Genomic DNA, 26,858 nt, shown 5'->3' on the forward strand with positions numbered 1-26,858 from the left:
GAATGCTTCCCAACCGGTCGGCCCACAATGCCTCTGGGGAGCGCTCACCGTACGCCGAGGCTAGTACATGCGATTACTCCCGCTGTCAGACGCTCGACTTCCTCGTTCCCGGCACCGTGTTTCACGTGAAACCACTCAACCGCTCCGCCCGCCGCGGCCTCCTCGTCGCGCATGTTTCGATATCCGTGAGCTGGCTGGGACTGACCGTCGGCCTGCTGACGCTCGGAATCACAGCCTTTCTCACCGACGACCCCGCCACCGCACAGGCCAGCACCCGCGCCATGAAGATCTTCGGAGACTGGCTGCTCGTCCCCGTCGCCCTGTTCTCCCTGTCCAGCGGACTCGTACTGTCGCTCGGCACACCCTGGGGGCTGGCCAGACACCGGTGGGTCTGGACGAAGTTCTGGCTCACCCTGATCACCACGGCGCTGTCGATCTTCTCGTTGCGCCCCGGCATCAACGAGGCGGCGATGCGCGGCTCCGTCGACATCGATTTGGTGGTCGCTCCGTCGGTGGCCACGGCGACGTATCTGTTCATCACCGCGGTATCGGTACTGAAGCCCTGGGGACCGACTCGGCGCGGGCGGCGATTGCGGGTCTCGGCCGGCAAAGGAGTGGACGAGCGATCACCGCGTCGGACAGCCTGACCCTCATGCCCTCCTCACTGCCCCGTCCGCTCACCGATCTACCTGTCCGGCGTCTCACCCTGGGTGACCTGGTCGCCTGCGCCGACCTCTGCGACGACCGCGGCTGGCCACGCGATGAGCCCAGATGGGGGCTGCTCCTTGCAGCGGGAACGGGCTACGGCGTGGACGACCCCGGGGGCAAGGGGCTGATCGCAGCCTGTGTGGTGACCTCCTACGGCCCGCGCCTGGCTGCCATCGGCATGCTGCTCGTCGCCGAACGGCATGCACGACAGGGAGTCGCCCGACGCCTGATGCGTCATGTGATGGACGAGGCCGGAGGCACACCCCTCAGCCTGTACGCGACCTCCGCGGGACAACCGCTCTATGAACAGCTCGGTTTCGCGGTCGTGGGCCGCGTCGAGCGGGTCACCGGATTCTTCCGGCCGACCGGTGAGAAAATGTCCGCCGCGACCGTTCGTCCGGCTGGGGCAGGCGACCTGCGATCCATCGTCCGGCTGGACTCGGACGTCTTCGGCTCCGACCGGACACATCTCCTTGCCCGGCTGCCCGCGTACGCCGACCACATCCGGGTCGCGGAGGACAGAGGAAGGCTCACCGGTTACGCCGCGGCCTGGCCGAGCGACCGTACCCATGTGGTCGGCCCGCTGATCGCGTCCGACACCGCCACGGCTCAGGCACTCGTCGCCTCGCTCGCCGAGGCGACCGATCTGCCCCTGCGCGCGGACATCGACGCGCGCCATGCGCACCTGCTCGACTGGTTCGGGCAATGCGGTCTGCGGACCGGTTCCGAAACCACGGTGATGACGTATGGGACACCGGACCTGCCGGGCGACTGGACCCGTCGCTACGCTCCGCTGACCGTGGCGACGGGCTGACCCACCCGGCCGTCGGCCCTCGCCCTCGCGGGCGGCGTCAGGTGAGGGCGTCAGTCGAGAGCCTTCACGGCAGCCGTCGCGAAGCCGTGGTCCTGGTCGGGAGCACCTCCGCCGACGCCGATGGCACCTATGAGCCGGCCGTCACGGTGGACCGGGACGCCACCGGCGATGAAGAGCAGCGGCCGGTCCAGGGCGGTCGGCAGGGTGTGGAAGAGCCCGCCCGGCTGGACCATGGCGACGAGGTCGGCGGTGGGGGCGTCGAGCTGGAGGGCCGTGTAGGCCTTACGGGTACTGGTTTCGCCCGCGATGAGAACGGCCCGGTCGTCCCGCTGGAAGGCCAGCAGGTGGCCGCCCGCGTCGAGGATTGTGACGGCAACGGCGACATCGGCGGCTTCGGCGGCGCTGCGGGCCGCTTCGATGAGCGCTTCCGCATCCGGGGTGGTCAGCGGGGCGACGGTGGTGGTGCTCATGGGGATGACTCCTTGGTGCGATGAGGTGTTGTGCCTGAGGTCGGGGTGAGCAGTGCCGTGAAAGGTCAGCGCTGGACCGCGGGGGCCGCGACCGGTTCAGGACTGTGCTGGGCGACGATTCGGCCACGGGTGACGGTGCGGCGTTCCAGAACGCCGGAGACGACCGCGAGGACCAGGGCGGAGGCGGCCAGCGCTGCGCCGATCCAGTTGGGCGCGGTGTAGCCGAGGCCGGCTGCGATGACGAGGCCGCCGAGCCAGGCCGCCAGCGCGTTGCCGAGGTTGAAGGCACCGACGTTGACGGCGGAGGCGAGGGTCGGAGCGCCGGCCGCCTGGTCGAGCACCCGCTTCTGCAGCGGCGGCACGATGGCGAAGCCCAGGCCCCCGATCAGCACGATGGTGACGGCCGCCGCGACCTTGTGGTGCGCGGTCAGGGTGAACAGGGACAGGACCACCGCGAGGGCACCCAGCGACACGTACAGCATCGGCATGAGACGGCGGTCGGCGAACTTGCCGCCGAGCAGATTGCCGCCCACCATGCCCAGCCCGAAGAGGACCAGCAGCCAGGTGACGGAGGATGCGGAGTATCCGGCGATCTCGGTCATCATCGGCGTGATGTAGGTGATCGCGGCGAAGACTCCGCCGAAGCCCAGCACCGTCATCGCCATGGCGAGCAGGACCTGCACATTGCGGAAGGCGGCCAGCTCGTGGCGGATTCGTACGTCCTTGGCCCGGGGCTGTTCGGGGATGAGCCTGGCCACACCGAAAAGACCGACGACACCGAGCGCGGCGACGGCGAAGAATGTGGTCCGCCACCCGACGGTCTGTCCGATGTAGGTGCCCATCGGTACTCCGACGACGTTGGCGACGGTGAGGCCGGTGAACATCATGGCGATCGCTCCGGCCTTCTTCTGCGGGGCGACCAGACCTGCCGCAACGACCGACCCGATGCCGAAGAAAGCGCCGTGGGCGAGTGAGGCAATCACCCGGCCGGCGAGCATCACGCCGAAGACCGGGGCAACCGCGGAAACGACATTGCCCACCACGAACAGCCCCATCAGCAGCATGAGCATGCGCTTGCGAGGGATCCGGGTGCCGAGAACCGTCATCAGCGGGGCGCCGAGAACGACGCCGAGCGCATATCCCGTGACCAGGAATCCCGCGGTGGGAATCGAGACCTGGAAGTCCGCAGCGACCTCGGGAAGCAACCCCATGATCACGAACTCGGTCGTTCCGATACCGAAAGCCCCAATGGCGAGAGCTAGAAGCGCCAGCGGCATGGGTTTCACCTTCCCTGGAGATTGCATCTGCCTCTTACGGGCGCCCACAATAATTGCAGACGCGATTCATTGCAAGCGCGGGCTATTGCGGCAGTCGCCTACCCTGTACGCAAGCGGCTTCGAAACGGAGGAGAGACCATGACAGCGACGGACCCCGCACTGACCGCCCTCTCCCAGGGCTGGTGCGCCCTCTCCTTGCTCCATGGGAAGATCGAGGCCCGCATCGAGCGGGCATTGCAGAGCGGGCACGGGCTCAGCGTGCGGGAGTACTCCCTGCTCGATGTCCTCAGCAGGCAGCACAACGGTCCGGGTGGCCATCTCCAGATGAAGCAGGTCGCGGACGCCGTCGTGCTCAGCCAGAGCGCCACCACCCGCCTGGTCACCCGCCTCGAGGACCGCGGACTCCTGACCCGGTACCTCTGTGACACCGATCGCCGAGGCATCTACACCGATGTCACCGAGGCCGGCCTCACGCTGCTCTCCGAGGCCAGGCCGACCAATGACACAGCGCTGCGCGCCGCACTCGACGATGCCGCCAAGAATCCCGAGCTGGCCCCACTCATCAGAGCGGTCGAAGAGCTGAAAGTCCCCGTCAAGGCCGCGTGAGTCGCCGTGCAGCCGTGGCCGGTCCCCGCGCAGTCTCGACGATTTCCCACACCACCCTCATGACCTGCGTACTCTGCCGATCATGAGCGATCTGGAAATACGCCCTGCGACACTCACCGACATCGCCGCGATCGTGGCCATGCTCGCCGACGATCCGCTGGGTGCACAGCGTGAGTCGCCCGACGACCTCACCCCGTACCGCGCCGCGTTCCAGCGCCTGGCGGATGACCCGAACCAGCACCTGGTCGTGGCCGTGCGTGAGGGCCGCGTCGTCGGGACCCTCCAGCTGACAGTGATCCCGGGGCTCTCGCGGCGCGGCGCGACCCGCTCGGTCATTGAGGGCGTCCGCGTCCACGCCGACGAGCGCGGCAGCGGCCTCGGTACCCTGCTGATCGAATGGGCCGTGGACGAATCCCGGCGTCAGGACTGCCAGTTGGTCCAGCTGACGTCCGATGCGACCCGGGTCGATGCCCACCGCTTCTACGAGCGGCTGGGGTTCACCGCCAGCCATGTGGGCTTCAAGCTCGCGCTCTGACCGCAGCCCGGAACCCGAGAGGTTGTCTGTGCACCACATCAGCGACGAACAGCGCAGGATCAGGCTCGGACGGCGGCATCTCCTGGCTCCGTCGGTACGGACCGTGTCCCCGGTGTCCGTGGCCGACGCGATCGTCGCCCTGCACGCCACGGACGCCGCCACGGTCTTCCTCTCCGCGTGCGCCCGGATGTCCGAGGCAAGCGTCGCCTCGGTCGAGCAGGCGCTCTACACGGACGTCTCCCTGGTCCGGCAGCTCTCCATGCGCAACACCCTCTTCGTCGTACCGCAGGAACTCGCCCCCAGCGTCGACGCGGCGAACGCCCGTGCCGTGGCCGCCAAGGAACGCCGCACCTTTCTCAAGCACCTGGCGGATGACGGCAATGGACTGGACGAGCGCTGGCTCGCCGACACCGAACAGATGGTGCTTGCCGCCCTGATGGCCCAGGGACCCGCCACCGGCAGCGAGCTCTCCGCCTCCGTGGCCGCTCTGCGGACCAAGATCACCGTCTTCCCCGGCAAGAAGCAGGAGGCAGTACAGGGCGTCGCCTCCCGTGTCCTGCGGATCCTGGCGGCCGAAGGCCGCATCCGGCGGGACCGGCCACGCGGTTCGTGGACGTCCAGCCAGTTCCGCTGGACCACGTCCGAGCCCTGGCCCTTCGAGGACCCGGCACAGGCGCAGACCGAGCTGGCCCGGCGCTGGCTCCGGTCGTACGGGCCGGCGACCGAGGCCGATCTCAAGTGGTGGACGGGCTGGGGGCTGGGCCAGGCCCGCAGGGCCCTGGCAGCCGTCGGAGCAGAGGAGGTTCGGCTCGACAACGGTGCCGTGGGACGGGTCCTGCCGGAGGACCTGGAACCTGAACCGGCCCCTGAGCCCTGGGCCGCGCTGCTTCCGGCCCTGGACCCCAGTGCCATGGGCTGGGCCGATCGCGGCTTCCATCTCCTTGCCGGACATCGGTACGCGCTTTTCGACCGGTCCGGCAATATCGGCCCGACCGTGTGGTGGAACGGCGAGATCGTGGGCGGCTGGGCACAGCGGGCCGATGGCGAGCCGGTCTGGCGGCTGCTGTCCGACGTCGGTCGGGATGCCACCACCGCGATCGAGGCGGAAGCGTCCCGACTGTCGCAATGGGTGGGTGGAGCGCGGATCACCCCGCGCTTCCGAACCCCACTGGAACGGGAGTTGACGGCCTGAGCCGGCCGACCCGCCGTTTCACGTGAAACGCGGCCCTCAGGCCCGAAGACCCCGCCAACCGCCCTCGTCCACGCCGCCGGGAATGGCCGCAGCGGGGTCGTACGGCTCCCGCGTGAAGACGAACGAGCCCAGATCGAGATGGCTCACGCTGCCGTCGCCCGTGCGGACGACGCGCAATGTCTCCCCCGCGTAATAGCCGTCGAGACCGGTCCAGGTCCCGTCGGGCTGTGCCGTGAACCGGGCGCCGCGGCCACTGCCCCGCAAAGGCTGAAGCTCCAGCCCATCGTCCGAAGTCAGTCGCAGGATGTTCGCGCGCGTGCCCCAGTACCAGGGGCCGGTCAACGCGAGCAGCTCGGCGTCCACCTCAGGCAGCGGGCGCCAGGGCTCCGGAATACGCGGCTCGGCCTCGGCGACGATCTTCACGAGGTCGGCGGCCACGTCACCGATCAACGGCCCCGACGTGGTGTTGGTGAGGACAACGGCCGTCACATCGTCCTCGACGCTGAACCACAGGGCGGCCAGGAAGCCGGGCAGCGAACCCGTGTGCCCGAAGAGGGTGCGGCCATCGTTCCGTGCGCACTGCACCCCCAGGCCGTACGCGGAATCCCAGGCACCGGACTCGGTCGGCGCGGACGGTTCACGCATCTGCTCCACAGAGGCACCGCAGAGCACCCGGTCATCCCCCTCGACCAGAAAGGCCGCGAAGCGGAGGAGGTCGCCCGTGGTGGACCAGAGCTGGCCGGCCGGAGCCATCAGCCCGAGGTCCTCGGCCGGTTCGGGCAGCATGGCATCGGCCCACGGGTGCACGGCCCAGCCGCCTGCGTGCGGTGCGTGCGGCTGGAGGCTCGTACGGTGCATGCCCAGCGGTTCCAGGATCTCGCTCCGCAGCACCTCCGCCCAGCTCTCCCCTCGCACCTTCTCGATCAGCGCGCCCAGCAGTGTGTAGCCAGGGTTCGAGTAGTGATGGCGGTGGCCCGGGGTGTGCATCCTCGGCTGCTCACCGAGTACATCGGCAAGCTCGGGCCGCAGGGTGCCCGGAGTCCTCTCCCACCAGGGCGCGGGTGACTCGGCACCCAGTCCCGCGCTGTGGCCCAGAAGTTGGTGGACGGTGATTCCGCCGACGCCCGAACCGGGCAGATGCTTCTCCAGCGGATCGTCCAGGTCCAGAAGACCCTCGTCCCGCAGTCGCAGGACCAGCACCGCCGTGAACGTCTTGGTGATGGAGCCGATCCTGAACTGCGTGTCGGCATCGGGTGCATGGCCGTCCACACAGCTGCGGGAACCGCTCCAGACGATCTGCCCCTGCCTCTGTACCGCGGCGACGAGCGAAGGCGCTCGGCCTTCCGACTGCGCGGTGGCGATGCGGTGCAGCAGGGCGCGCCGCGTGCCGGGGAGCAACTGTTCAGATGGGGAGTTCATCCTCAACAACTACCCGGAGAACCCGGCCGTGGCGAACACATTTCGCATCCCCGGGCCACGCCCCGGCTCCAGGACGCGAACACGAGACCCGGCGGCGGCCGAGCCAGGTGTAGGTCCGCATTTGGAATGTCCCGTTCCGCTGTGACGACCTGGCCATTCCTGGCCGTCTCATTCGAGGGACACGGTGCTTCTGTCTCACGATCCAAGATCCGAGCGTGGCGGGGCCTGGCCACCCGCTACGACAAGACGCCCGCGAGCTACATGGCAGGGCTCAAGCTACGCGGGATCCATCATCTGGATGCGCAGCCTCGACCCGGGCCGCGGTAGCGGCGCCCGATGGGCAGACCGGACGCCGCTGCCGCTCAGCTCAGGCCGGTGAGTTGACCGCCCGGCCAAGATGCCGGGCGAAGAACCGGACCGCGCTGTCGGCCTCGAACCTGGGCAGTTCAAAGTGCTTGCCCGCGTTGGCGTGCAACGTCTTCTCCTTCGAGGCGAAGGCGTCGAACAGCGCGAGGCTGGCCTCGCGCGGGATGCGCTCGTTGTCCCACTGCAGGTCGAACTCGATCGGGATGGTGATCTGCTTCGCCGTCTCGACCAGGGCATCGGGCCACATCATGCCGAAGACCGCGGCCGTGATCCTGGTTTCGACCGCCACCAGCGGCACCCCGATCGCGGCGCCCAGGCCGATGCCGACGTAGCCCACCGGCCCATCGGCGCCGATCTCCGGAAGTTCCTGAAGGGCGTCCAGGGTCGCCCGGTACTCGGGCACGGCGAGCTCCGCCAAGCGGGCGTTATAAGGGACGACGATCGGGCCTTCCGGCTCGCCCGCCGCCTGCGCCCTGCGCAGCTCGGCGATCTCCTGCTCGTCCTGCGTAGTACGCGGCCGGTCACCGTGGCCGGGCGCGTCGATGACGGCGACATGGAAACCGCAGCCGGTCACAAGGAGGCCGGCGCGGCCGACCATCGCCGGATGATTCTTGTGGGCGCCGCCGCCGTGGCCCATCAGGACCAGGGGCGCGCGATCGGCGCCGGAGGCCGACGACCAGAGAACTCCGGGGACGTCGCCCAGGGTGAAGTCGCGTTCGAGCATGTCGTTCGACGACGACTCGGCGGTGAATTGCAGAGAGTACATAGGTGTTGCCTTTCGGGAGTGCCTTGTTGTCGAGGCGCTCCCGGCGACACCTACGTCAATCGCCCGGCCGTGACGGGAAGGGGGAGCACCCACATCGATACAGCGTTCATGGGTCTCACCTCCTCGGGCGGTGTCACAGTCAACTGCAAGCTACCAGCCCGATCATCACCCCTCCAACCCTTTTCCCCATCGCTGATCACGACTCCGGACAGCCCAAGTTGTTCTGTCTCGGGAGGTTGTGGACGGGGTGAGGGCCTTCCGGGGTCGGTGTGGATTGCGACGTCTACACCGACCCCGGAAGGCCCTCGTGCCCCACCGTAATGCACCCCTGACCGAGACCGGGCGCCTGCGTCTGGCCCGCTGCGTCATCGAGGACAACTGGCCGCTGCGGCGAGCCACCGAACGCTTTCAGGTCTCGCCGACCACGGCCCAGCGGTGGGCCGACCGCTACCGCCGGTTCGGCGAGGCGGGCATGACCGACCGCTCCCCCCGTCCGCACACCAGCCCGCGCCGCACCCCGACCCGCACCCCGACCCGCACCGAACGCCGTATCATCAAGGTGCGGCGGCCACAAGGTGCTCGACCGGCAAACAGGCCGCAAGAACCGGGCGAACGCCGAGCTCAGGTCTGTGCCATGTCCACGAAGCGCGAGTAGTGGCCCTGGAAGGCCACGGTGATCGTCGCCGTCGGGCCGTTACGGTGCTTGGCCACGATCAGATCCGCCTCGCCGGCGCGGGGGGACTCCTTCTCGTACGCGTCCTCGCGGTGCAGAAGGATCACCATGTCGGCGTCCTGTTCGATGGATCCGGATTCACGCAGGTCGGAGACCATGGGCTTCTTGTCCGTGCGCTGTTCGGGACCACGGTTCAACTGGGAGAGCGCGATGACCGGGAGCTGCAGCTCCTTCGCGAGCAGCTTGAGGTTTCGGGACATGTCCGAGACCTCCTGCTGGCGGCTCTCGGCGCGCTTCGACCCACCGGACTGCATCAGCTGGAGATAGTCGATCACCACGAGCTTGAGGTCGTTGCGCTGTTTCAGACGACGGCACTTCGCCCGGATCTCCATCATGGAGAGGTTCGGGGAGTCGTCGATGTAGAGGGGTGCGGCCGAGACGTCCGGCATTCGGCGGGCCAGCCGCGTCCAGTCCTCGTCGGTCATGGTGCCGGAACGCATGTGATGCAGCGCCACACGTGCCTCGGCCGAGAGCAGTCGCATGGCGATCTCGTTGCGCCCCATTTCAAGGGAGAAGATCACGCTGGGCAGGTTGCTCTTGATCGAACAGGCCCGAGCGAAGTCCAGCGCCAGCGTGGACTTACCCATGGCCGGACGCGCCGCGATGACGACCATCTGGCCCGGGTGCAGTCCGTTCGTCAGGGCATCCAGGTCGGTGAAGCCGGTCGGAACCCCGGTCATCTCGCCGCTGCGCGAACCGATCGCCTCGATCTCGTCGAGAGCGCCTTCCATGATGTCGCCGAGCGGCAGGTAGTCCTCACTGGTGCGCTGCTCGGTGACGGCGTAGATCTCGGCCTGCGCGGAGTTCACGATGTCGTCGACATCGCCGTCTGCCGCGTATCCCATCTGCGTGATCTTCGTCCCGGCCTCGACGAGCCGCCTCAGGACCGCCCGTTCGTGAACGATCTCCGCGTAGTACGAAGCATTGGCCGCGGTCGGCACGGACTGGACGAGGGTGTGCAGATACGGGGCCCCGCCCACCTTGGTGATCTCACCGCGCTTGACCAGCTCGGCCGCCACCGTGATCGGGTCGGCAGGCTCGCCCTTGGCGTAGAGATCGAGGATCGCCTGATAGACGGTCTCGTGCGCGGGGCGGTAGAAGTCGTGCCCCTTGATGATCTCCACGACATCGGCGATGGCATCCTTGGACAGGAGCATGCCGCCGAGGACCGACTGCTCGGCATCGAGGTCCTGGGGCGGGACCCGCTCGAAACCGGGGGGGCCGTCCTCCCACCCGCCGCGCTCCCTGCCGCGTTCGTGCTGCTCGCCGCGGTCCCGGCCTTCACCTCGGCGCTGGCGGGTGACGGGCAGACGGTCACTGGGACCGGTGTCGGCCCAGGGGTCGTCCAAAGGCTCGGGAATGCTCACCGGGCCACCTCCTCCCGTCCGCTCCGCGGACCTCGCCGTGCCACTCTTTCTTACGGCACAGCACCGACAAACAAGACGCCCGACTCCGGTTCCGACGCGTCGAGTTCTACGGGGTTCCAGGGCCGGAACGGGGTGCGGGCGCCGGACCACGGTAGGCCGCTATGCACCGTCAGCCAATCTGGTTATCCACAGGGCATGTGGACGACGGACCAGATGCTGTGGAGAACTCCACAGAACCTGTGCACGGAGCAGGGGACAGCACTGTGGACAAACTCATAGCACCCTCACCACCAACCCTCTGAGCTGGGATTTCTCCATCCACGGGCTGTGGGGGAGAAAAACTTTCCAACTCGGCTCAAGATCACGACAAACAGCACGCAGAAGAACCCCACCCAGCAACAAATGTAAGGACCGCAAGCCCATTGCATCCATTACCTGTGGAAGATTAGATTGGCCTCCATGACCCAGGCCCCGGCAACCTCGCCGCCCAGTCGTCGACGGCACGACCGCGAGATCATCTCGCTCGCCGTCCCTGCCTTCGGCGCACTCGTCGCCGAGCCTCTCTTCGTGATGGTCGACAGCGCCATCGTCGGTCGTCTGGGTACACCGCAGCTGGCCGGTCTGGCCGTCGCCGCGGCGCTGCTGACGACCGCCGTCAGTGTCTTTGTCTTTCTCGCGTATGCCACCACCGCGGCAGTGGCGCGTCGGGTCGGAGCGGGCGATCTGGCCTCCGCCATCCGACAGGGCATGGACGGAATCTGGCTCGCCCTTCTGCTCGGCATGGGCGTCATCGCCGTCGCACTCCCCACGGCCCCGTGGCTCGTGGACGCCTTCGGCGCCTCCGACACCGCCGCCCCCTACGCGATCACGTATCTGAGAATCTCCAGTCTCGGCATTCCGGCCATGCTCGTGGTGATGGCCGCGACCGGCGTACTCCGTGGCCTACAGGACACCAGAACCCCGCTCTATGTCGCCATCGGCGGCTTCGCGGCCAACGGAGCCCTCAACGCGGGGCTCGTCTACGGTGCCGGGCTCGGCATCGCGGGATCGGCCTGGGGAACAGTGATCGCCCAGATCGCCATGGCTGCCGCCTATCTGATCATGGTGGTCCGGGGGGCGCGTCGGCATGGGGCCTCGCTGCGCCCTGATGCCGCCGGCATCAGGGCCAGCGCCCAAGCCGGCGTCCCGCTGCTTGTCCGTACGCTGTCGCTCCGTGCCGTCCTGATGATCGCCACAGCGGTCGCCGCCCGCCTCGGCGACACCGAGATCGCCGCGCACCAGATCATTCTTTCGCTCTGGAGCCTGATGGCCTTCGCACTCGACGCCATCGCCATCGCAGGGCAAGCCATCATCGGCCGCTGTCTGGGAGCTGACGATGCCCGGGGCGCACGCGAGGCATGCCGCCGCATGGTGCAGTGGGGCATCGTTTCCGGAGTGGTGTTCGGGGCGCTGATCGTCCTTGCCCGACCGCTGTTCGTGCCCCTGTTCACGGATGACCAGTCCGTTCAGGGCACCCTGTTCCCGGCGCTGCTGGTAGTGGCGCTGTCCCAGCCGATCGCCGGCGTGGTCTTCGTCCTGGACGGGGTGCTGATGGGCGCCGGAGACGGCCGGTATCTGGCCTGGGCCATGCTCGTGACCCTGGCCGTCTTCGCCCCGGTCGCCCTCCTGGTGCCGACCTTCGGCGGCGGCCTGACCGCCTTGTGGTGGGCGATGGCACTGATGATGGCCGTCCGCATGGTGACACTCTGGCTGCGCACCCGGTCGGGCAGGTGGATCGTCACCGGAGCCACCCGCTGAGCACCGCCGAGCGGCACCCCCGTTTCACGTGAAACCGCCGAACCGCCAGACCGCCGAACCGCGGAAGAGCGGGGCCGCGGATCATCGAAGCCGAACAGTGAAGGGCCGTACCCCGAGGGGTACGGCCCTTCACCTGCTCTGGTGAGCTGTGCCCTTAGGCAGCGACGACCTCGATGCCGAGCTTCGCAGCGACCTCGGGGTGCAGACGCACGGACACCTGGTGTCCGCCGAGCGTCTTGATCGGCGAGCCGAGCTCGACGCGACGCTTGTCGACGTCGGGGCCACCGGCAGCCTTGATCGCCGAAGCGATGTCGGCCGGGGTCACCGAGCCGAAGAGGCGGCCGGCCTCGCCGGAGCGAACGGCCAGACGGACCTTGACGGCTTCAAGCTTCGTCTTGACCTCGTTGGCCTGCTCGATCGTGGCGATCTCGTGGATCTTGCGGGCGCGGCGGATCTGCGCCACGTCCTTCTCGCCACCCTTGGTCCAGCGGATGGCGAAGCCACGCGGAACCAGGTAGTTACGGGCGTACCCGTCCTTGACGTCGACGACGTCGCCCGCAGCACCGAGGCCGGAGACCTCGTGGGTGAGGATGATCTTCATGTTTCGGTCACCCTTCCCTTATCGCGCGGTGGACGTGTAGGGCAGCAGCGCCATCTCACGGCTGTTCTTGACGGCCGTGGCGACGTCACGCTGGTGCTGCGTGCAGTTGCCGGTCACGCGGCGGGCACGGATCTTGCCACGGTCGGAAATGAACTTCCGCAGCATGTTCGTGTCCTTGTAGTCCACGTACTGGGTCTTGTCCTTGCAAAACGCGCAGACCTTCTTCTTAGGCTTGCGCACAGGCGGCTTCGCCATGGTGTTTCTCCTGTGTGATCAAGAAGTGGGGGTACGAGCCGCCCTAGAAGGGAGGCTCGTCCGAGTAGCCGCCGCCGGAACCGCCGGAACCGCCGGAACCGCCGGAGCTTCCGCCCCAACCGCCTCCCTGCTGGCCCCCGCCCTGCTGGCCGCCGGCCGGCGCGCTCGTGGCCCACGGGTCGTCGGCGGGAGCGCCGCCACCACCCTGCTGGCCACCGCCGCTGGGACCGCCGCCCCAGCCGCCTCCGCCCTGCTGGCCACCACCGTATCCACCCTGGCCGCCCTGGCCACCGCGACCGGTGGTCTTGGTGACCTTGGCCGTGGCGTTCTTGAGGCTGGGGCCGACTTCCTCGACGTCCAGCTCGTAGACCGTGCGCTTGACGCCCTCGCGGTCTTCGTACGACCGCTGCTTCAGCCGGCCCTGCACGACAACGCGCATGCCTCGCTGGAGCGACTCGGCGACGTTCTCCGCCGCCTGCCGCCAGACCGAGCAGGTGAGGAACAGGCCTTCGCCGTCCTTCCACTCATTGGTCTGCCGGTCGAAGATGCGGGGAGTGGACGCGACACGGAACTTCGCGACCGCCGCACCGGACGGGGTGAAGCGCAGCTCGGGGTCGTCGACGAGATTGCCGACGACCGTGATGACGGTCTCGCCTGCCATGGGTGAACCTCTCGGCGGGGATTGCTTCTGGCTGCTTGCTGCTACTCGAACCCGATGACCGCTGAGCTAGATGCTCAGTGGATCTCGGGACGGAGGACCTTGGTCCGGAGGACCGACTCGTTCAGGTTCATCTGGCGGTCGAGCTCCTTGACGACCGCAGGCTCGGCCTGCAGGTCGATGACCGAGTAGATGCCCTCGGGCTTCTTCTTGATCTCGTAAGCGAGACGACGACGGCCCCAGGTGTCGACCTTCTCGACCTTTCCGTTGCCCTCACGGACGACGGAGAGGAAGTTCTCGATCAGCGGGGAGACAGCGCGCTCCTCGAGATCGGGGTCGAGGATGACCATCACCTCGTAGTGACGCATGTGGAACCCACCTCCTTTGGACTCAGCGGCCACGGTCGTTCCGTGGCAGGAGGGTCGTGATGCGTGAGCAACAGTGTCTCCGAGTAGAACAGCCACCACTGACAACACCCTCCTCCTGGAGGGGGCCGCAGTACTGGCCTGGGCAGACACCGGTGCAGACGTTACAGACTACCCGCACACCCGCTTCCGGTTGAAATCCGGTGCCCAGGAGACGCAATCTGGACACATCGGGTGTGAGCGGCGCCACAAGGCGCCGCCTTTCGGCCAGGAGGCACTCCATGGCACAGGCAGTTCGACCCCGTCCCCCCGTTTCCCTTCTTGCCACGGACGGCAAGAAGCATCCACTCCAGGAAACCCTGGTGGTGGCGACTCTGGTGCTCGGTGCGCTCGCCTTCGTGACGGCGATGTTCCACAACCTGCACCTGATCAGTTCGTGGGCCGGGCTGATCGGAATCCTCACCGCCGCGTACGGGCAGTACGTGTCGGTGACCACGCGCGAGAGGTTCCCGCTGATCATCGGCATGGGCGCATCCGCCATCGGGTTCTTCCTGGGCATGGCCCACGGCGGCCTCTTCGGCGGCATAGTGGGCTGATCCAAGAAAGACACAAACATGCATAACCAGACAGAGCCGGACACATGGATCGGCGCGAGGACCGTCGCAGGGACTTGACGCCGTTCCCCGTGCAGGGGCCGGGCCACCCGGGTCCCGGCGGGACGAACCGGCAAGGTCGTACAGGGCCAGACGGGGTGCTCCCCGGTCGCAGTAGGCTTCGGCGCGAGAGCCGGAGCCCCTGACCGATGGGGACACACCTGCCGAGGAGCGCCCCGCATGAGCCTGACCCTGAGGACCATCAGCCGAGAGCAGCATCTGGCTTACATCCAGAATCTGCCCGCGGCGAGTCACATGCAGGTCCCGGCATGGGCAGATGTGAAAGCCGAGTGGCGTTCGGAAAGCCTGGGCTGGTTCGACAAGAACGAACAGCTCGTCGGCGTCGGCCTGGTGCTCTACCGGCAGTTGCCCAAGATCAAGCGGTATCTCGCCTATCTGCCCGAGGGCCCGGTCATCAACTGGTACGCCCCGAACCTGAACGACTGGCTGCAGCCGATGCTGACGCATCTCAAGCAGCAGGGCGCCTTCTCCGTGAAGATGGGCCCGCCGGTCATCATCCGCCGCTGGGACGCGGCCGCCATCAAGTCGGGGATCCAGGACCCGGACGTGAAGCGGCTGCGCGATGTCGAGGCCACCCACATCGAACCGCGTGCCTTCGAGGTCGCGGACCGGCTGAGGAAGATGGGCTGGCAGCAGGGCGAGGACGGCGGCGCCGGATTCGGTGACGTACAGCCGCGCTACGTCTTCCAGGTGCCGCTGGCGAACCGGTCGCTCGAAGACGTCCACAAGGGCTTCAATCAGCTGTGGCGGCGCAACATCAAGAAGGCCGAGAAGGCCGGCGTCGAGGTCGTGCAGGGCGGCTACGCGGAGCTCGCCGAGTGGCAGCGGCTGTACGAGATCACGGCGGAGCGCGACCACTTCCGGCCGCGGCCCCTGGGCTACTTCCAGCGCATGTGGACCGCCCTCAACAACGAGGACCCCAACCGGATGCGGCTGTACTTCGCCCGGCACGAGGGCGAGAATGTCGCGGCCGCGACCATGCTGATCGTCGGCGGCCACGTCTGGTACTCGTACGGCGCGTCCGCCAACCACAAGCGCGAGGTCCGGCCCTCGAACGCGATGCAGTGGCGGATGCTGCGCGACGCGTACGCCATGGGAGCCACCGTCTACGACCTGCGCGGCATCTCCGACTCGCTGGACGAGACCGACCACCTCTTCGGTCTGATCCAGTTCAAGGTGGGCACCGGCGGGCAGGCTGCCGAGTACCTCGGCGAGTGGGACTTCCCGCTCAACAAGCTGCTGCACAAGGCGCTCGACATCTACATGTCGCGTCGCTGATACGCGTCGTCCCGCTGACGAAACCGGCTTCATTCGTTTCAATGGGGACTTCGACCCGACGGGCACTCCACAAAGCCCCGCACACCTCTGATCCACCGCAGCCACCAGAAGGGTTCCGGACCGGCCATGGCGCTCTCCCTCTACGTCGACACCGCGCGCTGGCGGGCGCACCAGAAATCCGTCCTCGACCAGTTCCCCGGCCTCGTCCCGGTCTGCAAGGGCAACGGATACGGCTTCGGTCACGAGCGGCTCGCCGACGAGGCCATCCGCTTCGGCTCCGACACGCTCGCCGTCGGCACCACCTACGAGGCGGCCCGCATCAAGGACTGGTTCAGCGGCGATCTGCTGGTCCTCACCCCGTTCCGCCGGGGCGAGGAGCCGGTGCCGCTGCCCGACCGTGTCATCCGGTCCGTCTCCTCCGTGGACGCAGTGCACGCCCTGGTGGGCGCGCGGGTCGTCATCGAGTGCATGAGCTCGATGAAGCGCCACGGTGTCAAGGAGGAGGAGCTCGGGCTGCTGCACGCCGCCATCGAGGACGTACGCCTCGAAGGCTTCGCCCTGCACCTCCCGCTGGATCGCACGGACGGTTCGGACGCGGTCGAGGAAGTGATCGCCTGGATGGACCGGCTCCGCGCTGCCCGGCTTCCGCTGCACACCATGTTCGTCAGCCATCTGCGCGCCGAGGAGCTGGGCCGGCTGCAGCAGCAGTTCCCGCAGACCCGCTTCCGCGCCCGCATCGGTACCCGGCTGTGGCTCGGCGACCACGAGGCGACGGAGTACCGGGGCGCCGTTCTGGACGTCACACCTGTCGTCAAGGGTGACCGCTTCGGCTACCGCCAGCAGAAGGCCGCCTCGGACGGCTGGCTGGTGGTCGTCGCAGGCGGTACGTCGCACGGTGTGGGCCTGGAGGCCCCGAAGGCCCTGCACGGGGTGATGCCGCGTGCCAAGGGCGTCGCACGCGCGGGTCTGGCCACGGTCAACCGCAACCTGTCCCCGTTCGTCTGGGCGGGCAAGCAGCGCTGGTTCGCCGAACCGCCGCACATGCAGGTGTCGATCCTGTTCGTTCCCTCCGACGCGCAGGAGCCGAAGGTCGGTGACGAGCTGGTGGCCCATCTGCGCCACACGACCACCCAGTTCGACCGCCTCGTCGACCGCTAGAAAGGCTCCGAGGACCCTCTCCGGGGCTCCGTCGCCGGAGAGGGTCCGGATCAGTCGGCGGCGGGGCCGTGCCCCGCGCCCCAGTCCACCCGCGGCCCTTCGACGGCGGGCTGGGCATACCGCGGCGGATGCGCCGCCCGCCCCAGCACGAATACGTCCGCGGAGCCGTCGAGCACCCCGCCGGACGGATCGTCCGACCCGTCGCGCCGTACGACGTCCCGCTCCGGCACCAGGATGTCCCGTACGACCACGGCGCAGAGGTACAGCGTGCCCAGCAGGTGCAGGACGATCGCCAGCTGATACCCCTCCGCGGGCAGACCCTGGTGCTTGTCCCCGCTCGTCGTGTACGCGAGGTACATCCAGATGCCCAGGAAGTACATGACCTCGCACGCCTGCCAGATCAGGAAGTCGCGCCAGCGCGGCCTGGCCAGGACGGCCAGGGGAATCAGCCACAGCACGTACTGCGGCGAATAGACCTTGTTGACGAGGATGAACGCGGCGACGACGAGAAAGGCGAGCTGCGCGAAGCGCGGCCTGCGCGGTGCCATCAGCGTCAGTGCGGCAATGCCCGCGCACAGCAGGACCATCAGCAGTTCGGAGATGTGGTTGACCGTCGAGGTCTCGATGGACATGCCGGTGCGCTGGGTGATGACCAGCCAGAAGGAGCCGAAGTCGATGCCGCGTTCCTCACTGAACGTGTAGAACTTGCTCCAGCCCTCGGGCGCGAAGATCATCACCGGCAGGTTCACCACCAGCCAGGAGCCGGCCGCCCCGAGCGCCGCCAGGCCGAACTCCCGCCACTTGCCCGCCCGCCAGCACAGCACGAGGAGCGGCCCCAGCAGGAACACGGGATACAGCTTCGCGGCCGTGGCCAGCCCGATGAGGATGCCGAACGCCAGCGTCCGCTTCCGGGACCACATGAGCATCGCCGCGGCCGTCAGCGCGACGGCCAGCAGGTCCCAGTTGATCGTCGCGGTGAGTACGAAGGCGGGCGCGAGGGCGACCAGCAGCCCGTCCCAGGGGCGGCGCCGGTGGGTACGCGCGACACAGACGGCGATGATCACGGCGCAGATCATCAGCATGCCGGCGTTGACCATCCAGTACATCTGCTCACGATGCTGAACGTCTCCGCCCGGCGTCAGCCAGGACGCGATCTGCATGAACACGCCCGTCAGAACGGGGTACTCCAGGTACTGCATGTCGCCGGCCAGCCGGTCGAAGTACGGGACGAGGCCGTCGGAGAAGCCGCGTGCGACATAGAGATGCGGAATGTCCGAGTAGCAGGCGTGCGTGTACTGCGAACCGGCGCCCCTGAACCACGCCCAGTTGTAGCAGGGCAGCTTCTGCACCATGCCGAGCGCGAACATCCCGACGGCCACCAGCGCGATGACGCCCACGGGCGTGAGTGCCGTGCTGCCGAGCCGTGACCAGCGCCCCGACCGCCCGCCGATCAGCTCGCTGCCGGCCTCGGCGATCTCGTCCTGGTGCGTGGGCCGTACAACAGGCCGTGTCTGGTCCACACTCGTGTCTTCTCGGCTTGGCATGCCGCTCATCCTGCCGTACGGGGCTGTGGAAACGTCGAGGGCCGCCGCACCATGTGGTGCGACGGCCCTCGACGGGAATCCAGCCGGCTGGATCGCCTGTCTACCCAGCAGGGGAGCCGCTAACCGGCCGGGCCTCCGAAGATTCCACCGTTCCCGTTCCCGTTGCCGTTGCCGTTGCCATTACCGTTCCCGTTGCCGCCGACCGGTGGCGTGGCGGATGTCGACGGGTCGGGACCGGGGCCGCCGCCGTCTCCGCCGTTCGCAGCACCGGTACTGGTTCCGCCGTTGCTGTTCTGGCAGTTCGGGTCCCATGCGCTGCAGGTCTCGCTGGGGTCGGGCGCGGGCGGGGACGGGGTGTTCGAAGGCGACTCGGACACCTCCGTGGTCGGCGTGGGCGACACCTCCATCGTGGGCGTCGGCTTGGGGCTCGGCGCGCCGCCACCGAAGACCGTCTCACCGATCGGCGTCGGCTCCGGGAAGGTCAGGACCGGCTGGCCCTGCAGCGCACCCGCCATGTAGTCGTGCCAGATCTGGGCCGGGAACGAGGCACCGTGGATCGTCTTCTCACCACCAGTCCCATACATCTTCTCGAACTTGCGGTTCGCGTTCTTCTCGTTGTCGTCCAGCCGGTACATGCTGATGGCCGTCGACAGCTGCGGGGTGTAGCCGACGAACCAGGCCGACTTGTTGTCGTCCGTCGTACCCGTCTTGCCCGCCACGTCGCGGCCGGGGAGTTGTGCGGGGGTACCGGTTCCCTTCTCGACGACGTTCTTCAGGACGTCGGTGACGTTGTCGGCGATCGCCGCCTTGAAGGCGCGCTTGCGGGCGTCCTTGTGCCGGTAGATGACCTCGCCCCGGTGCTTCACCTCGTTGACCGAGTAGGGTTCGCGCTGCATTCCGCTGTCGGCGAAGGTCGCGTACGCGCCGGCCATGCGGATCGCACTGGGAGAGGACGTACCGATGGAGAACGACGGCACATTCGAATTCGCCATGTTGTTGTCGTCCTTGAGCCCCGCGGCGATGGCGACGTCCTTCACCTTGTCGGTGCCGACGTCCATGCCGAGCTGTACGTAGGGGGAGTTGGCGGACCACTGCATCGCCTCACGAAGGGTGATGTTGCCCTTCGACTCATGGCCGTCGTTGGCCTGCAGCCACTCCTTGCCGTTCTCGTCCGTCCAGATCTCGCCGTTGTACTTCTTGATCTTCAGCTTGTCGTCGGCGTTGTAGATGCTCAGCGGCGAGACCTTCTCACGGTGCGCGTCGGCCTGGTCCGCAGGGAGCGAGGGGTCGCGCCTGCCGTACTGCATTGCTGCCGCCAGCACGAACGGCTTGAAGGTCGAACCGACCTGCGCACCGGTGGGGTCGGCGTTGTTGGTGTAGTGCTTGGTCGCGTCCTCACCGCCGTAGATCGCCACGATGGCACCGGTCTTGGGATTCACCGACCCGCCACCGAACTGGACGTGGGTGTCCGTCTCGGGGCGTTGCTTCGGCTTGATCTTGTTGTCGTAGACCTTCTGGACCGCGGCGTCGAGCTCCTTGACCTTCTTCTTGTTGAAGGTGGTGTGGATCTCGTAGCCGCCCTGGGCGAGCTTCAGCGCTGTGACGCCCCGGTCGTTGTTGTTGAGGAAGTACTTCTTGGCGAGGTCGACCAGGTAGCCGGTCTGACCGCCCAGCTGGGCGTTCTTCCTCGGCGGCTTGGGCATCGGGAACTCGGTGTACTTGTCGCGCTCCGTCGCCGAGAGGCGGTTGTCCTTCACCTCTTCGTCGAGGATCCACTTCCAGCGCCTCTTGGCCCGATCAGTGTTCTTCGCCTTGGTGGCCTGCACTTCATCGATCTCGGGAACACCCGCCGGGTCGAAGTAGGTCGCGCCCTTGAGCAGCGTGGCCAGGAACGCGCACTGGCTCGGGTTCAGGTCCTTGGCGTCCTTGTCGTAGTACGTGCGGGCCGCCGCCTGGATCCCCCACGCACCTCGCCCGTAGTACGAGATGTTGAGGTAGTCCCTGATGACGTCCTTCTTGTCCATCTCGTTGGCGACCTTGAGCGTGATGAAGAGTTCTTCGAACTTCCGGCTCAGGGTCTGCTCCTGGGACAGACGCGAGTTCTTCACGTACTGCTGGGTGATCGTCGAACCACCCTGGGTCTGGCCGCCACTGGCCATGTTGTACAGGGCACGGGCGATGCCCATGGGGTCGATGCCGTGGTCATGGTCGAAGGACTTGTTCTCGGCCGAGATGACCGCGTTCCGCATGGCTGCGGGGATCTGCTCGTAGCCGATCTCCTGGCGGTTGACCTCACCGCCGGTGGCGACCATCTGCGTGCCGTCGTCCCAGAAGTAGACATTGTTCTGCGCTTTCGCGGCGTCCTTCACACTGGGCATGCCGACCATCGCGTAGGCGAGACCGGCGAACCCCATGAGCAGGCCGAGGAAACCGACGCAGAGACCGGAGGCCAGCTTCCACGACGGCACCCAGCGCCGAAAGCCGTACTTCCCGGCGCGCGGGTAGTCGATGAAGCGCTTCTTGACAGGACCCTGGCCACCGCGGCCGCGCCCCCTACCCGGGCCCTCGTGTCCACCGTCGCCGCCACCACGACGACGGCCACCGCCGCCACGGCCCCCGCCGCCGCGCTGGGCGGCTCGTCTGGCCGCCGCGCGCCCGCCGTACGGACTGTCACCGCCATCCGCACCGGACGGTGATTCTGATGTTACTCCGCGTGACGGAGCGGCGCGGCGTCCTGAGGACTGCTGGGCGGCTCGTCTGGCCGCTGCACGCCCTCCACCTTGCGGTTGCGGCGTTTTGCGACGGTGCTCGCTCATGGAACGACTACTCCTCGGGCAGGCGAGAGCGCCTGGAAGCGGCAGTTGAGATCCGGTCCCCCGAATTACGGACCAGCCCTGCGACGGGCTCGTCCGCAGTGCATCCGGCTAGTCCGCGAAAACCGACGCGTCTGCGCGTCTCGCGGTTCCCGGTGGTCTGCATGCCGGACAGACTACGCACGGCCAAACCCCCCCTAGGGCCGAACTTCACCTCAAACAGCGCAAGTCGGTGCCTACGAATTCACGATGTGACGCCGTTCACGATGACCCCTCTTGTCGCAGAGCGGCGACCGATCTATCGTCGTGATGTATCGAGTCGATACATCAGCTCGGTACATCGACTCAGCACAGGGCTCCGCAGGAGCACTCGGAGAGGCGCGGAGAAGGAGGAGGCGAAGTTGAGCAGACGCTCCGGCATCCTCGAATTCGCCGTTCTCGGTCTGCTCCGCGAATCCCCGATGCACGGGTACGAGCTGCGCAAACGCCTCAACACTTCGTTGGGGATCTTTCGCGCCTTCAGCTACGGCACCCTCTATCCCTGCCTCAAGACGCTGGTCGCCAACGGCTGGTTGATCGAGGAGCCGGGCAGCGCCCCGGCCGACCTTCCGCCCCCCGCCGGCCGCTCGGTCGCCCCCGCCTCCTCACTGGCCGGGCGCCGCGCCAAGATCGTCTACCGGCTGACGGCAGAAGGTAAGGAGCACTTCGAGGAGTTGCTCTCCCACACCGGCCCCGACTCCTGGGAGGACGAGCACTTCGCAGCTCGTTTCGCCTTCTTCGGTCAGACGGAGCACGAGGTGCGGATGCGGGTGCTGGAAGGCCGGCGCAGTCGGCTGGAAGAGCGCCTGGAGAAGATGCGAGCCTCTCTGGCCCGCACGCGCGAGCGCCTCGACGACTACACGCTTGAGCTGCAGCGACACGGCATGGAGTCCGTGGAGCGCGAAGTGCGCTGGCTGAACGAGCTCATCGAGAGCGAGCGGTCGGGACGGGATCAGCGACGATCCTCGCCCGGGAGCGAAGCTCAGCAGAACACAGCAGGAGAGACGGACGGCCTGCCCCGGCACCGGGGTGACACCCTGCCGGATCCGTCCGACGACACCTCAAAGTGAGGTCCCCGCAGATCCGCGGGGCTTCATCGGGAACATCCATTACACACAGGGAGCAACCGGAATGGGTTCGGTTCGCGTAGCCATCGTCGGCGTGGGCAACTGCGCCGCCTCGCTGGTCCAGGGCGTCGAGTACTACAAGGACGCCGATCCGGCCGGCAAGGTGCCTGGCCTGATGCACGTCCAGTTCGGCGACTACCACGTGCGGGACGTCGAGTTCGTCGCCGCCTTCGACGTCGACGCGAAGAAGGTCGGACTCGACCTCGCGGACGCCATCGGCGCCAGCGAGAACAACACCATCAAGCTCTGCGACGTGCCGAACGCCGGCGTCACCGTCCAGCGTGGCCACACCCACGACGGCCTGGGCAAGTACTACCGCCAGACCATCGAGGAGTCGGCCGAGGCCCCGGTCGACGTCGTCCAGATCCTCAAGGACCGCAAGGTCGACGTCCTGGTCTGCTACCTGCCGGTCGGGTCCGAGGTCGCCGCGAAGTTCTACGCCCAGTGCGCCATCGACGCCAAGGTCGCGTTCGTCAACGCTCTCCCGGTCTTCATCGCCGGCACCAAGGAGTGGGCGGACAAGTTCACCGAGGCCGGTGTCCCGATCGTCGGCGACGACATCAAGTCGCAGGTCGGCGCCACCATCACGCACCGCGTGATGGCGAAGCTCTTCGAGGACCGGGGCGTCGTCCTGGACCGCACGATGCAGCTGAACGTCGGCGGCAACATGGACTTCAAGAACATGCTGGAGCGTGAGCGCCTGGAGTCGAAGAAGATCTCCAAGACGCAGGCCGTCACCTCCCAGATCCGCGACCGCGAGCTCGGTGCGGACAACGTCCACATCGGCCCGTCGGACTACGTGGCCTGGCTGGACGACCGCAAGTGGGCGTACGTGCGCCTTGAGGGCCGCGCCTTCGGTGACGTTCCGCTGAACCTGGAGTACAAGCTGGAGGTCTGGGACTCCCCGAACTCCGCCGGTGTCATCATCGACGCCGTCCGCGCCGCGAAGATCGCCAAGGACCGCGGCATCGGTGGCCCGATCCTCTCCGCGTCGTCGTACTTCATGAAGTCCCCGCCGGTCCAGTACTTCGACGACGAGGCCCGCGAGAACGTCGAGAAGTTCATCAGGGGCGAGGTCTCCAACTGACGCTACCGGACACGGTGCGTCGGCGCGGATCGACGATGAGCGGCAACGCTCATCCCTTTCCGCACCGTTGATGGTCCCCGGGTAATCCCCCCGGGGACCATCAACGTATGTGACCCTTGATCACATGCCTGTCGTAGGTGATCTGCGCGTACTTCTGCGCCTTCGGAACTTCCGTCGTCTGCTCGCCGTACGACTTCTTTCACAGTCGGCCGACGGCATCTATCAGGTGGCACTGGCGGCGCATGTCGTCTTCTCCCCGGAGAAACAGGCATCGGCGGGGGCCATCGCCTCCGCGATGGCCGTGCTGCTGCTGCCCTACTCGCTCGTCGGCCCGTTCGCCGGCGTCCTGCTGGATCGCTGGCCGCGACGTCAGGTCTTTCTGTACGGCAATCTGCTGCGCGCCGCACTCGCCTGCTGCACCGCACTCCTGATTCTCGGCTCCGCCCCCGACTGGCTCTTCTACACCTCGGCGCTGTGCGTCACCGCGGTCAACCGCTTCGTGCTGGCCGGGCTCTCGGCCGCACTGCCGCGGGTCGTCGACAGGGACCGGCTGGTGCTGGCGAATTCACTCTCACCGACCGCGGGCACACTCGCCGCCACGGCCGGCGGCGGACTCGCCTTCATCGTGCGACTGGTACTCGCCGATTCCGATGCGGCGGTGGTGCTGCTGGGCGCCGTGCTCTATCTCGCGTCGGCACTGGTCTCGCTGAGCCTTGCCACCGGGCTGCTCGGACCGGATCGGAACGAGCACCGCATCCGGCTGGGGAAGGCGCTGGCCATCACCGCTCGGGGTCTCGCGGACGGGCTGCACCATCTGGCGGAGCGGAGGCAAGCCACCCGGGCGCTGGCCGCCATGACGGTGCTCCGATTCTGCTACGGGGCACTCACCGTCATGGTGCTGATGTTGTGCCGGTACGCCTGGTCCGACAGCGAATCCGAAGGCCTGGCCCTCCTCGGGCTGGCGGTGGGGGTCTCCGGAGCGGGATTCTTCGCGGCGGCCGTGGTGACGCCTTGGGCGGTGGGGTGGCTCGGCCGGTTCCGTTGGATGGCGGTGTGCGCGGCGGCGGCAGCCGTCCTCGAACCCGCACTGGGGTTGTGGTTCGTCCCCGCACCGATACTCGTGGCGGCGTTCGTCCTCGGACTCGTCACCCAGGGGGCGAAGATCGCGACGGACACGGTGGTGCAGACGTCGGTGGACGACATTTTCCGCGGCCGGGTCTTCTCCCTCTACGACGTGCTGTTCAACGTGGCGTTCGTGGGCGCCGCCGCAGCCTCCGCCCTGATGCTGCCTCCTGATGGACAGTCGGCCGTGCTGGTGATCGGCGTGGCCGTTCTCTATGCGGTCGCTGCCGTACTGCTCTTCCGCTGGAGCCGAGCCGAGAGGCCGCTTTAGAGGAGCTCAGGCCACGGAAAGACGTGCCGGGAAGCTCGCGGCATCCGGCGCGGCGCGGTGCGCCGCAAGGCGGAGGATCACCCTCGCGCCGGACGCACTCGGGCGAGGAGACAACGCGGCGTGGTGCCGCGCCGGGCATCGCGAGCCGGTGAACCCTTCGGGTCACAGCACTGGCGTTCCAGGTATGACGAGGGGCGCTGTTTCACGTGAAACAGCGCCCCTCGTCATACCGAGTCCCCGTCGTGCTCGCGCTCATGTTTCACGTGAAACATGAGCACACCCGCTGTACGACCACGGACTGTGCCGCCCCCGGCCTCAGTCCTGGCCGGCCCACCATTGCTTGAGCTTCTCGACCGCCGCGTCATGCTCCATGGGCCCGTGCTCCAGTCGCAGCTCCAGCAGAAACGCGTACGCCTTGCCGATCACCGGCCCAGGTCCGATCCCCAGGGTCTTCATGATCTCGTTGCCGTCCAGGTCGGGCCGGATGGCGTCCAGCGCCTCCTTCTCCTGGAGCTGAGCGATGCGCTCCTCAAGCCCGTCATAGGTCCGCGAGAGGGCCGCGGCCTTGCGCTTGTTGCGCGTGGTGCAGTCCGATCGGGTCAGCTTGTGCAGCCGCTCCAGCAGGGGGCCCGCGTCACGTACGTACCGGCGCACCGCCGAGTCGGTCCACTCCCCGTCGCCATAGCCATGGAAACGCAGATGAAGCTCCACGAGCTTCGAGACGTCCTTGACCACGTCGTTGGAGTACTTGAGCTCGATCATCCGCTTCTTGACCATCTTGGCGCCCACCACCTCGTGGTGATGGAAGGAGACGCGCCCGTCCTTCTCGAAGCGCCGCGTCCTCGGCTTGCCGATGTCATGGAGGAGGGCGGCCAGGCGCAGAACCAGATCGGGGCCGTTCTCCTCCAAGTCGATCGCCTGCTCCAGGACGGTCAGCGAGTGCTCGTAGACATCCTTGTGACGGTGATGCTCATCACTCTCCAGGCGTAGGGCAGGGAGCTCGGGCAGCACCTGCTGCGCCAGCCCCGTGTCGACCAGCAGCGCCAGCCCCTTGCGGGGGTCGGCGGAGAGCAGCAGCTTGTTGAACTCCTCCCGGACCCGCTCGGCGGAGACGATCTCGATGCGCCCGGCCATTTCCGTCATCGCCGTGACCACATCAGGGGCGACATCGAAGTCCAGCTGCGCCGCGAAGCGGGCGGCGCGCAGCATGCGCAGCGGATCGTCCGAGAAGGACTCCTCGGGGGTGCCGGGAGTGCGCAGTACACGCTCGGCAAGGTCCTCAAGACCGCCATGAGGGTCGATGAAGTCCTTCTGCGGGAGCGCGACGGCCATCGCGTTGACCGTGAAGTCACGGCGCACGAGGTCTTCCTCGATGGAGTCGCCGTAGGACACCTCCGGCTTACGTGAGGTCCTGTCGTACGCCTCCGACCTGTATGTCGTCACTTCGATCTGGTAGCCATCCTTCTGGGCGCCCACCGTGCCGAAGGCGATCCCGACCTCCCATACCGAGTCGGCCCACGGGCGGACGATCTTCAGCACCGTCTCGGGGCGGGCGTCGGTCGTGAAGTCCAGGTCGTTCCCGAGCCTGCCCAGGAGCGCGTCCCGGACCGAGCCACCGACCAGGGCGAGACTGAATCCGGCATCCTGGAAACGGCGGGCGAGGTCGTCGGCGACCGGTGACACCCGCAGCAGTTCGCTGACTGCGCGGTGCTGCACCTGGGTCAGGGCACTGGGACTGTCTTCATTGGCATTCGACACAACAGAAAAGGGTACGTGCCCGGACCGGCCCGGTCGTCCTGGTTTCGTCCCGTCCTGC

At 67.5% G+C, this 26,858-nt stretch carries 25 protein-coding genes and 1 pseudogene; 14 read left to right on the forward strand and 12 right to left on the reverse strand.

Annotated features, from left to right (window positions below):
* Window positions 1–125 precede the first annotated feature (125 nt).
* Window positions 126–647, forward strand: coding sequence for a DUF2269 domain-containing protein (locus ABZ826_RS19795; RefSeq protein WP_361449525.1), 522 nt, complete (start codon window positions 126–128; stop codon window positions 645–647).
* Window positions 648–652: 5 nt separating this feature from the next.
* The gene (locus ABZ826_RS19800) at window positions 653–1,522 is read left to right on the forward strand and encodes a GNAT family N-acetyltransferase (protein WP_361449528.1); all 870 of its coding nucleotides are present in this window, start codon (window positions 653–655) and stop codon (window positions 1,520–1,522) included.
* A 50-nt stretch (window positions 1,523–1,572) separates the two neighbouring features.
* Here ABZ826_RS19800 and ABZ826_RS19805 read toward each other — a convergent pair whose 3' ends face one another.
* Together ABZ826_RS19805 and ABZ826_RS19810 are read right to left on the reverse strand one after the other, a co-directional pair.
* A complete protein-coding gene (locus ABZ826_RS19805; RefSeq protein ID WP_361449531.1) occupies window positions 1,573–1,992 on the reverse strand; it encodes a heme-binding protein in 420 nt (139 codons plus the stop codon).
* Between the two features lie 65 nt (window positions 1,993–2,057).
* Window positions 2,058–3,269: an MFS transporter gene (locus ABZ826_RS19810; protein ID WP_361449534.1), complete on the reverse strand. Its 1,212-nt coding sequence runs from the start codon at window positions 3,267–3,269 to the stop codon at window positions 2,058–2,060.
* Window positions 3,270–3,407: 138 nt separating this feature from the next.
* Here ABZ826_RS19810 and ABZ826_RS19815 point away from each other — a divergent pair, with 138 nt between their 5' ends.
* From ABZ826_RS19815 to ABZ826_RS19825, 3 genes are all read left to right on the forward strand, one after another.
* Complete coding sequence (locus ABZ826_RS19815) at window positions 3,408–3,875, forward strand: MarR family transcriptional regulator (RefSeq protein ID WP_361449537.1); 468 nt, start codon at window positions 3,408–3,410, stop codon at window positions 3,873–3,875.
* Window positions 3,876–3,957: 82 nt separating this feature from the next.
* Window positions 3,958–4,410, forward strand: coding sequence for a GNAT family N-acetyltransferase (locus tag ABZ826_RS19820; RefSeq protein ID WP_361449540.1), 453 nt, complete (start codon window positions 3,958–3,960; stop codon window positions 4,408–4,410).
* Window positions 4,411–4,438: 28 nt separating this feature from the next.
* Window positions 4,439–5,602 carry a winged helix DNA-binding domain-containing protein gene (locus ABZ826_RS19825; protein ID WP_361449543.1) on the forward strand — a complete coding sequence of 388 codons (1,164 nt, stop codon included), beginning with the start codon at window positions 4,439–4,441 and terminating at the stop codon, window positions 5,600–5,602.
* Between the two features lie 36 nt (window positions 5,603–5,638).
* On the opposite strand, the gene ABZ826_RS19830 is transcribed toward ABZ826_RS19825, so the two are convergent.
* Entirely contained in the window at window positions 5,639–7,021 is a 1,383-nt protein-coding gene (locus ABZ826_RS19830) for a serine hydrolase domain-containing protein (RefSeq protein WP_361449546.1), read from the reverse strand.
* 367 nt (window positions 7,022–7,388) lie between these two features.
* Entirely contained in the window at window positions 7,389–8,153 is a 765-nt protein-coding gene (locus ABZ826_RS19835; protein WP_361449549.1) for an alpha/beta hydrolase, read from the reverse strand.
* Window positions 8,154–8,460: 307 nt separating this feature from the next.
* On the opposite strand from ABZ826_RS19835, the pseudogene ABZ826_RS19840 reads away from it, so the two are divergent.
* A pseudogene (locus ABZ826_RS19840) lies at window positions 8,461–8,718 on the forward strand (leucine zipper domain-containing protein); the annotation flags it as partial.
* Between the two features lie 56 nt (window positions 8,719–8,774).
* Here ABZ826_RS19840 and dnaB read toward each other — a convergent pair.
* Complete coding sequence (dnaB, locus tag ABZ826_RS19845; RefSeq protein WP_361449552.1) at window positions 8,775–10,253, reverse strand: replicative DNA helicase; 1,479 nt, start codon at window positions 10,251–10,253, stop codon at window positions 8,775–8,777.
* Window positions 10,254–10,712: 459 nt separating this feature from the next.
* On the opposite strand from dnaB, the gene ABZ826_RS19850 reads away from it, so the two are divergent.
* Entirely contained in the window at window positions 10,713–12,050 is a 1,338-nt protein-coding gene (locus tag ABZ826_RS19850; RefSeq protein WP_361449559.1) for an MATE family efflux transporter, read from the forward strand.
* A gap of 154 nt (window positions 12,051–12,204) precedes the next feature.
* Here the strand turns inward: ABZ826_RS19850 and rplI are convergent, their stop codons facing one another.
* The 4 genes from rplI to rpsF all read right to left on the reverse strand — a co-directional run bounded on the left by rplI (window position 12,205) and on the right by rpsF (window position 13,932).
* On the reverse strand, window positions 12,205–12,651 hold the full coding sequence (gene rplI, locus ABZ826_RS19855; protein ID WP_361449562.1) for a 50S ribosomal protein L9: 447 nt from the start codon (window positions 12,649–12,651) through the stop codon (window positions 12,205–12,207).
* Window positions 12,652–12,669: 18 nt separating this feature from the next.
* Window positions 12,670–12,906 (reverse strand): 30S ribosomal protein S18, encoded by a 237-nt coding sequence (gene rpsR, locus ABZ826_RS19860; protein ID WP_003967857.1) that lies wholly within the window; start codon window positions 12,904–12,906, stop codon window positions 12,670–12,672.
* Between the two features lie 43 nt (window positions 12,907–12,949).
* Window positions 12,950–13,567: a single-stranded DNA-binding protein gene (locus tag ABZ826_RS19865; RefSeq protein ID WP_361449565.1), complete on the reverse strand. Its 618-nt coding sequence runs from the start codon at window positions 13,565–13,567 to the stop codon at window positions 12,950–12,952.
* A gap of 74 nt (window positions 13,568–13,641) precedes the next feature.
* On the reverse strand, window positions 13,642–13,932 hold the full coding sequence (gene rpsF, locus ABZ826_RS19870) for a 30S ribosomal protein S6 (RefSeq protein ID WP_015609864.1): 291 nt from the start codon (window positions 13,930–13,932) through the stop codon (window positions 13,642–13,644).
* A 278-nt stretch (window positions 13,933–14,210) separates the two neighbouring features.
* Here rpsF and ABZ826_RS19875 point away from each other — a divergent pair, with 278 nt between their 5' ends.
* The 3 genes from ABZ826_RS19875 to ABZ826_RS19885 all read left to right on the forward strand — a co-directional run bounded on the left by ABZ826_RS19875 (window position 14,211) and on the right by ABZ826_RS19885 (window position 17,039).
* Complete coding sequence (locus ABZ826_RS19875; RefSeq protein WP_361449568.1) at window positions 14,211–14,525, forward strand: hypothetical protein; 315 nt, start codon at window positions 14,211–14,213, stop codon at window positions 14,523–14,525.
* Between the two features lie 237 nt (window positions 14,526–14,762).
* A complete protein-coding gene (locus ABZ826_RS19880) occupies window positions 14,763–15,881 on the forward strand; it encodes a peptidoglycan bridge formation glycyltransferase FemA/FemB family protein (protein ID WP_361449571.1) in 1,119 nt (372 codons plus the stop codon).
* A gap of 126 nt (window positions 15,882–16,007) precedes the next feature.
* Window positions 16,008–17,039 carry an alanine racemase gene (locus ABZ826_RS19885; RefSeq protein WP_361449574.1) on the forward strand — a complete coding sequence of 344 codons (1,032 nt, stop codon included), beginning with the start codon at window positions 16,008–16,010 and terminating at the stop codon, window positions 17,037–17,039.
* A gap of 50 nt (window positions 17,040–17,089) precedes the next feature.
* Here the strand turns inward: ABZ826_RS19885 and ABZ826_RS19890 are convergent, their stop codons facing one another.
* Both ABZ826_RS19890 and ABZ826_RS19895 read right to left on the reverse strand, forming a co-directional pair.
* On the reverse strand, window positions 17,090–18,583 hold the full coding sequence (locus ABZ826_RS19890) for a glycosyltransferase 87 family protein (RefSeq protein WP_361449577.1): 1,494 nt from the start codon (window positions 18,581–18,583) through the stop codon (window positions 17,090–17,092).
* 119 nt (window positions 18,584–18,702) lie between these two features.
* Complete coding sequence (locus ABZ826_RS19895; RefSeq protein ID WP_361449580.1) at window positions 18,703–21,051, reverse strand: transglycosylase domain-containing protein; 2,349 nt, start codon at window positions 21,049–21,051, stop codon at window positions 18,703–18,705.
* Between the two features lie 99 nt (window positions 21,052–21,150).
* Here ABZ826_RS19895 and ABZ826_RS19900 point away from each other — a divergent pair, with 99 nt between their 5' ends.
* The 4 genes from ABZ826_RS19900 (at window position 21,151) to ABZ826_RS19915 (ending at window position 25,042) form a co-directional block, all read left to right on the forward strand.
* Window positions 21,151–21,279 carry a hypothetical protein gene (locus ABZ826_RS19900; protein ID WP_361449583.1) on the forward strand — a complete coding sequence of 43 codons (129 nt, stop codon included), beginning with the start codon at window positions 21,151–21,153 and terminating at the stop codon, window positions 21,277–21,279.
* Window positions 21,280–21,797: 518 nt separating this feature from the next.
* Window positions 21,798–22,505, forward strand: a complete 708-nt coding sequence (locus ABZ826_RS19905) for a helix-turn-helix transcriptional regulator (RefSeq protein ID WP_361449586.1) — start codon at window positions 21,798–21,800, stop codon at window positions 22,503–22,505.
* Window positions 22,506–22,566: 61 nt separating this feature from the next.
* On the forward strand, window positions 22,567–23,649 hold the full coding sequence (locus ABZ826_RS19910; RefSeq protein WP_361449589.1) for an inositol-3-phosphate synthase: 1,083 nt from the start codon (window positions 22,567–22,569) through the stop codon (window positions 23,647–23,649).
* A gap of 124 nt (window positions 23,650–23,773) precedes the next feature.
* Window positions 23,774–25,042, forward strand: a complete 1,269-nt coding sequence (locus ABZ826_RS19915; protein ID WP_361449592.1) for an MFS transporter — start codon at window positions 23,774–23,776, stop codon at window positions 25,040–25,042.
* A gap of 315 nt (window positions 25,043–25,357) precedes the next feature.
* On the opposite strand, the gene ABZ826_RS19920 is transcribed toward ABZ826_RS19915, so the two are convergent.
* On the reverse strand, window positions 25,358–26,800 hold the full coding sequence (locus ABZ826_RS19920) for a CCA tRNA nucleotidyltransferase (protein WP_361449595.1): 1,443 nt from the start codon (window positions 26,798–26,800) through the stop codon (window positions 25,358–25,360).
* Between the last annotated feature and the right edge of the window lie 58 nt (window positions 26,801–26,858).

The organism is Streptomyces sp. NPDC047515 (assembly GCF_040643055.1).
Taxonomy (GTDB): Bacteria; Actinomycetota; Actinomycetes; order Streptomycetales; family Streptomycetaceae; genus Streptomyces.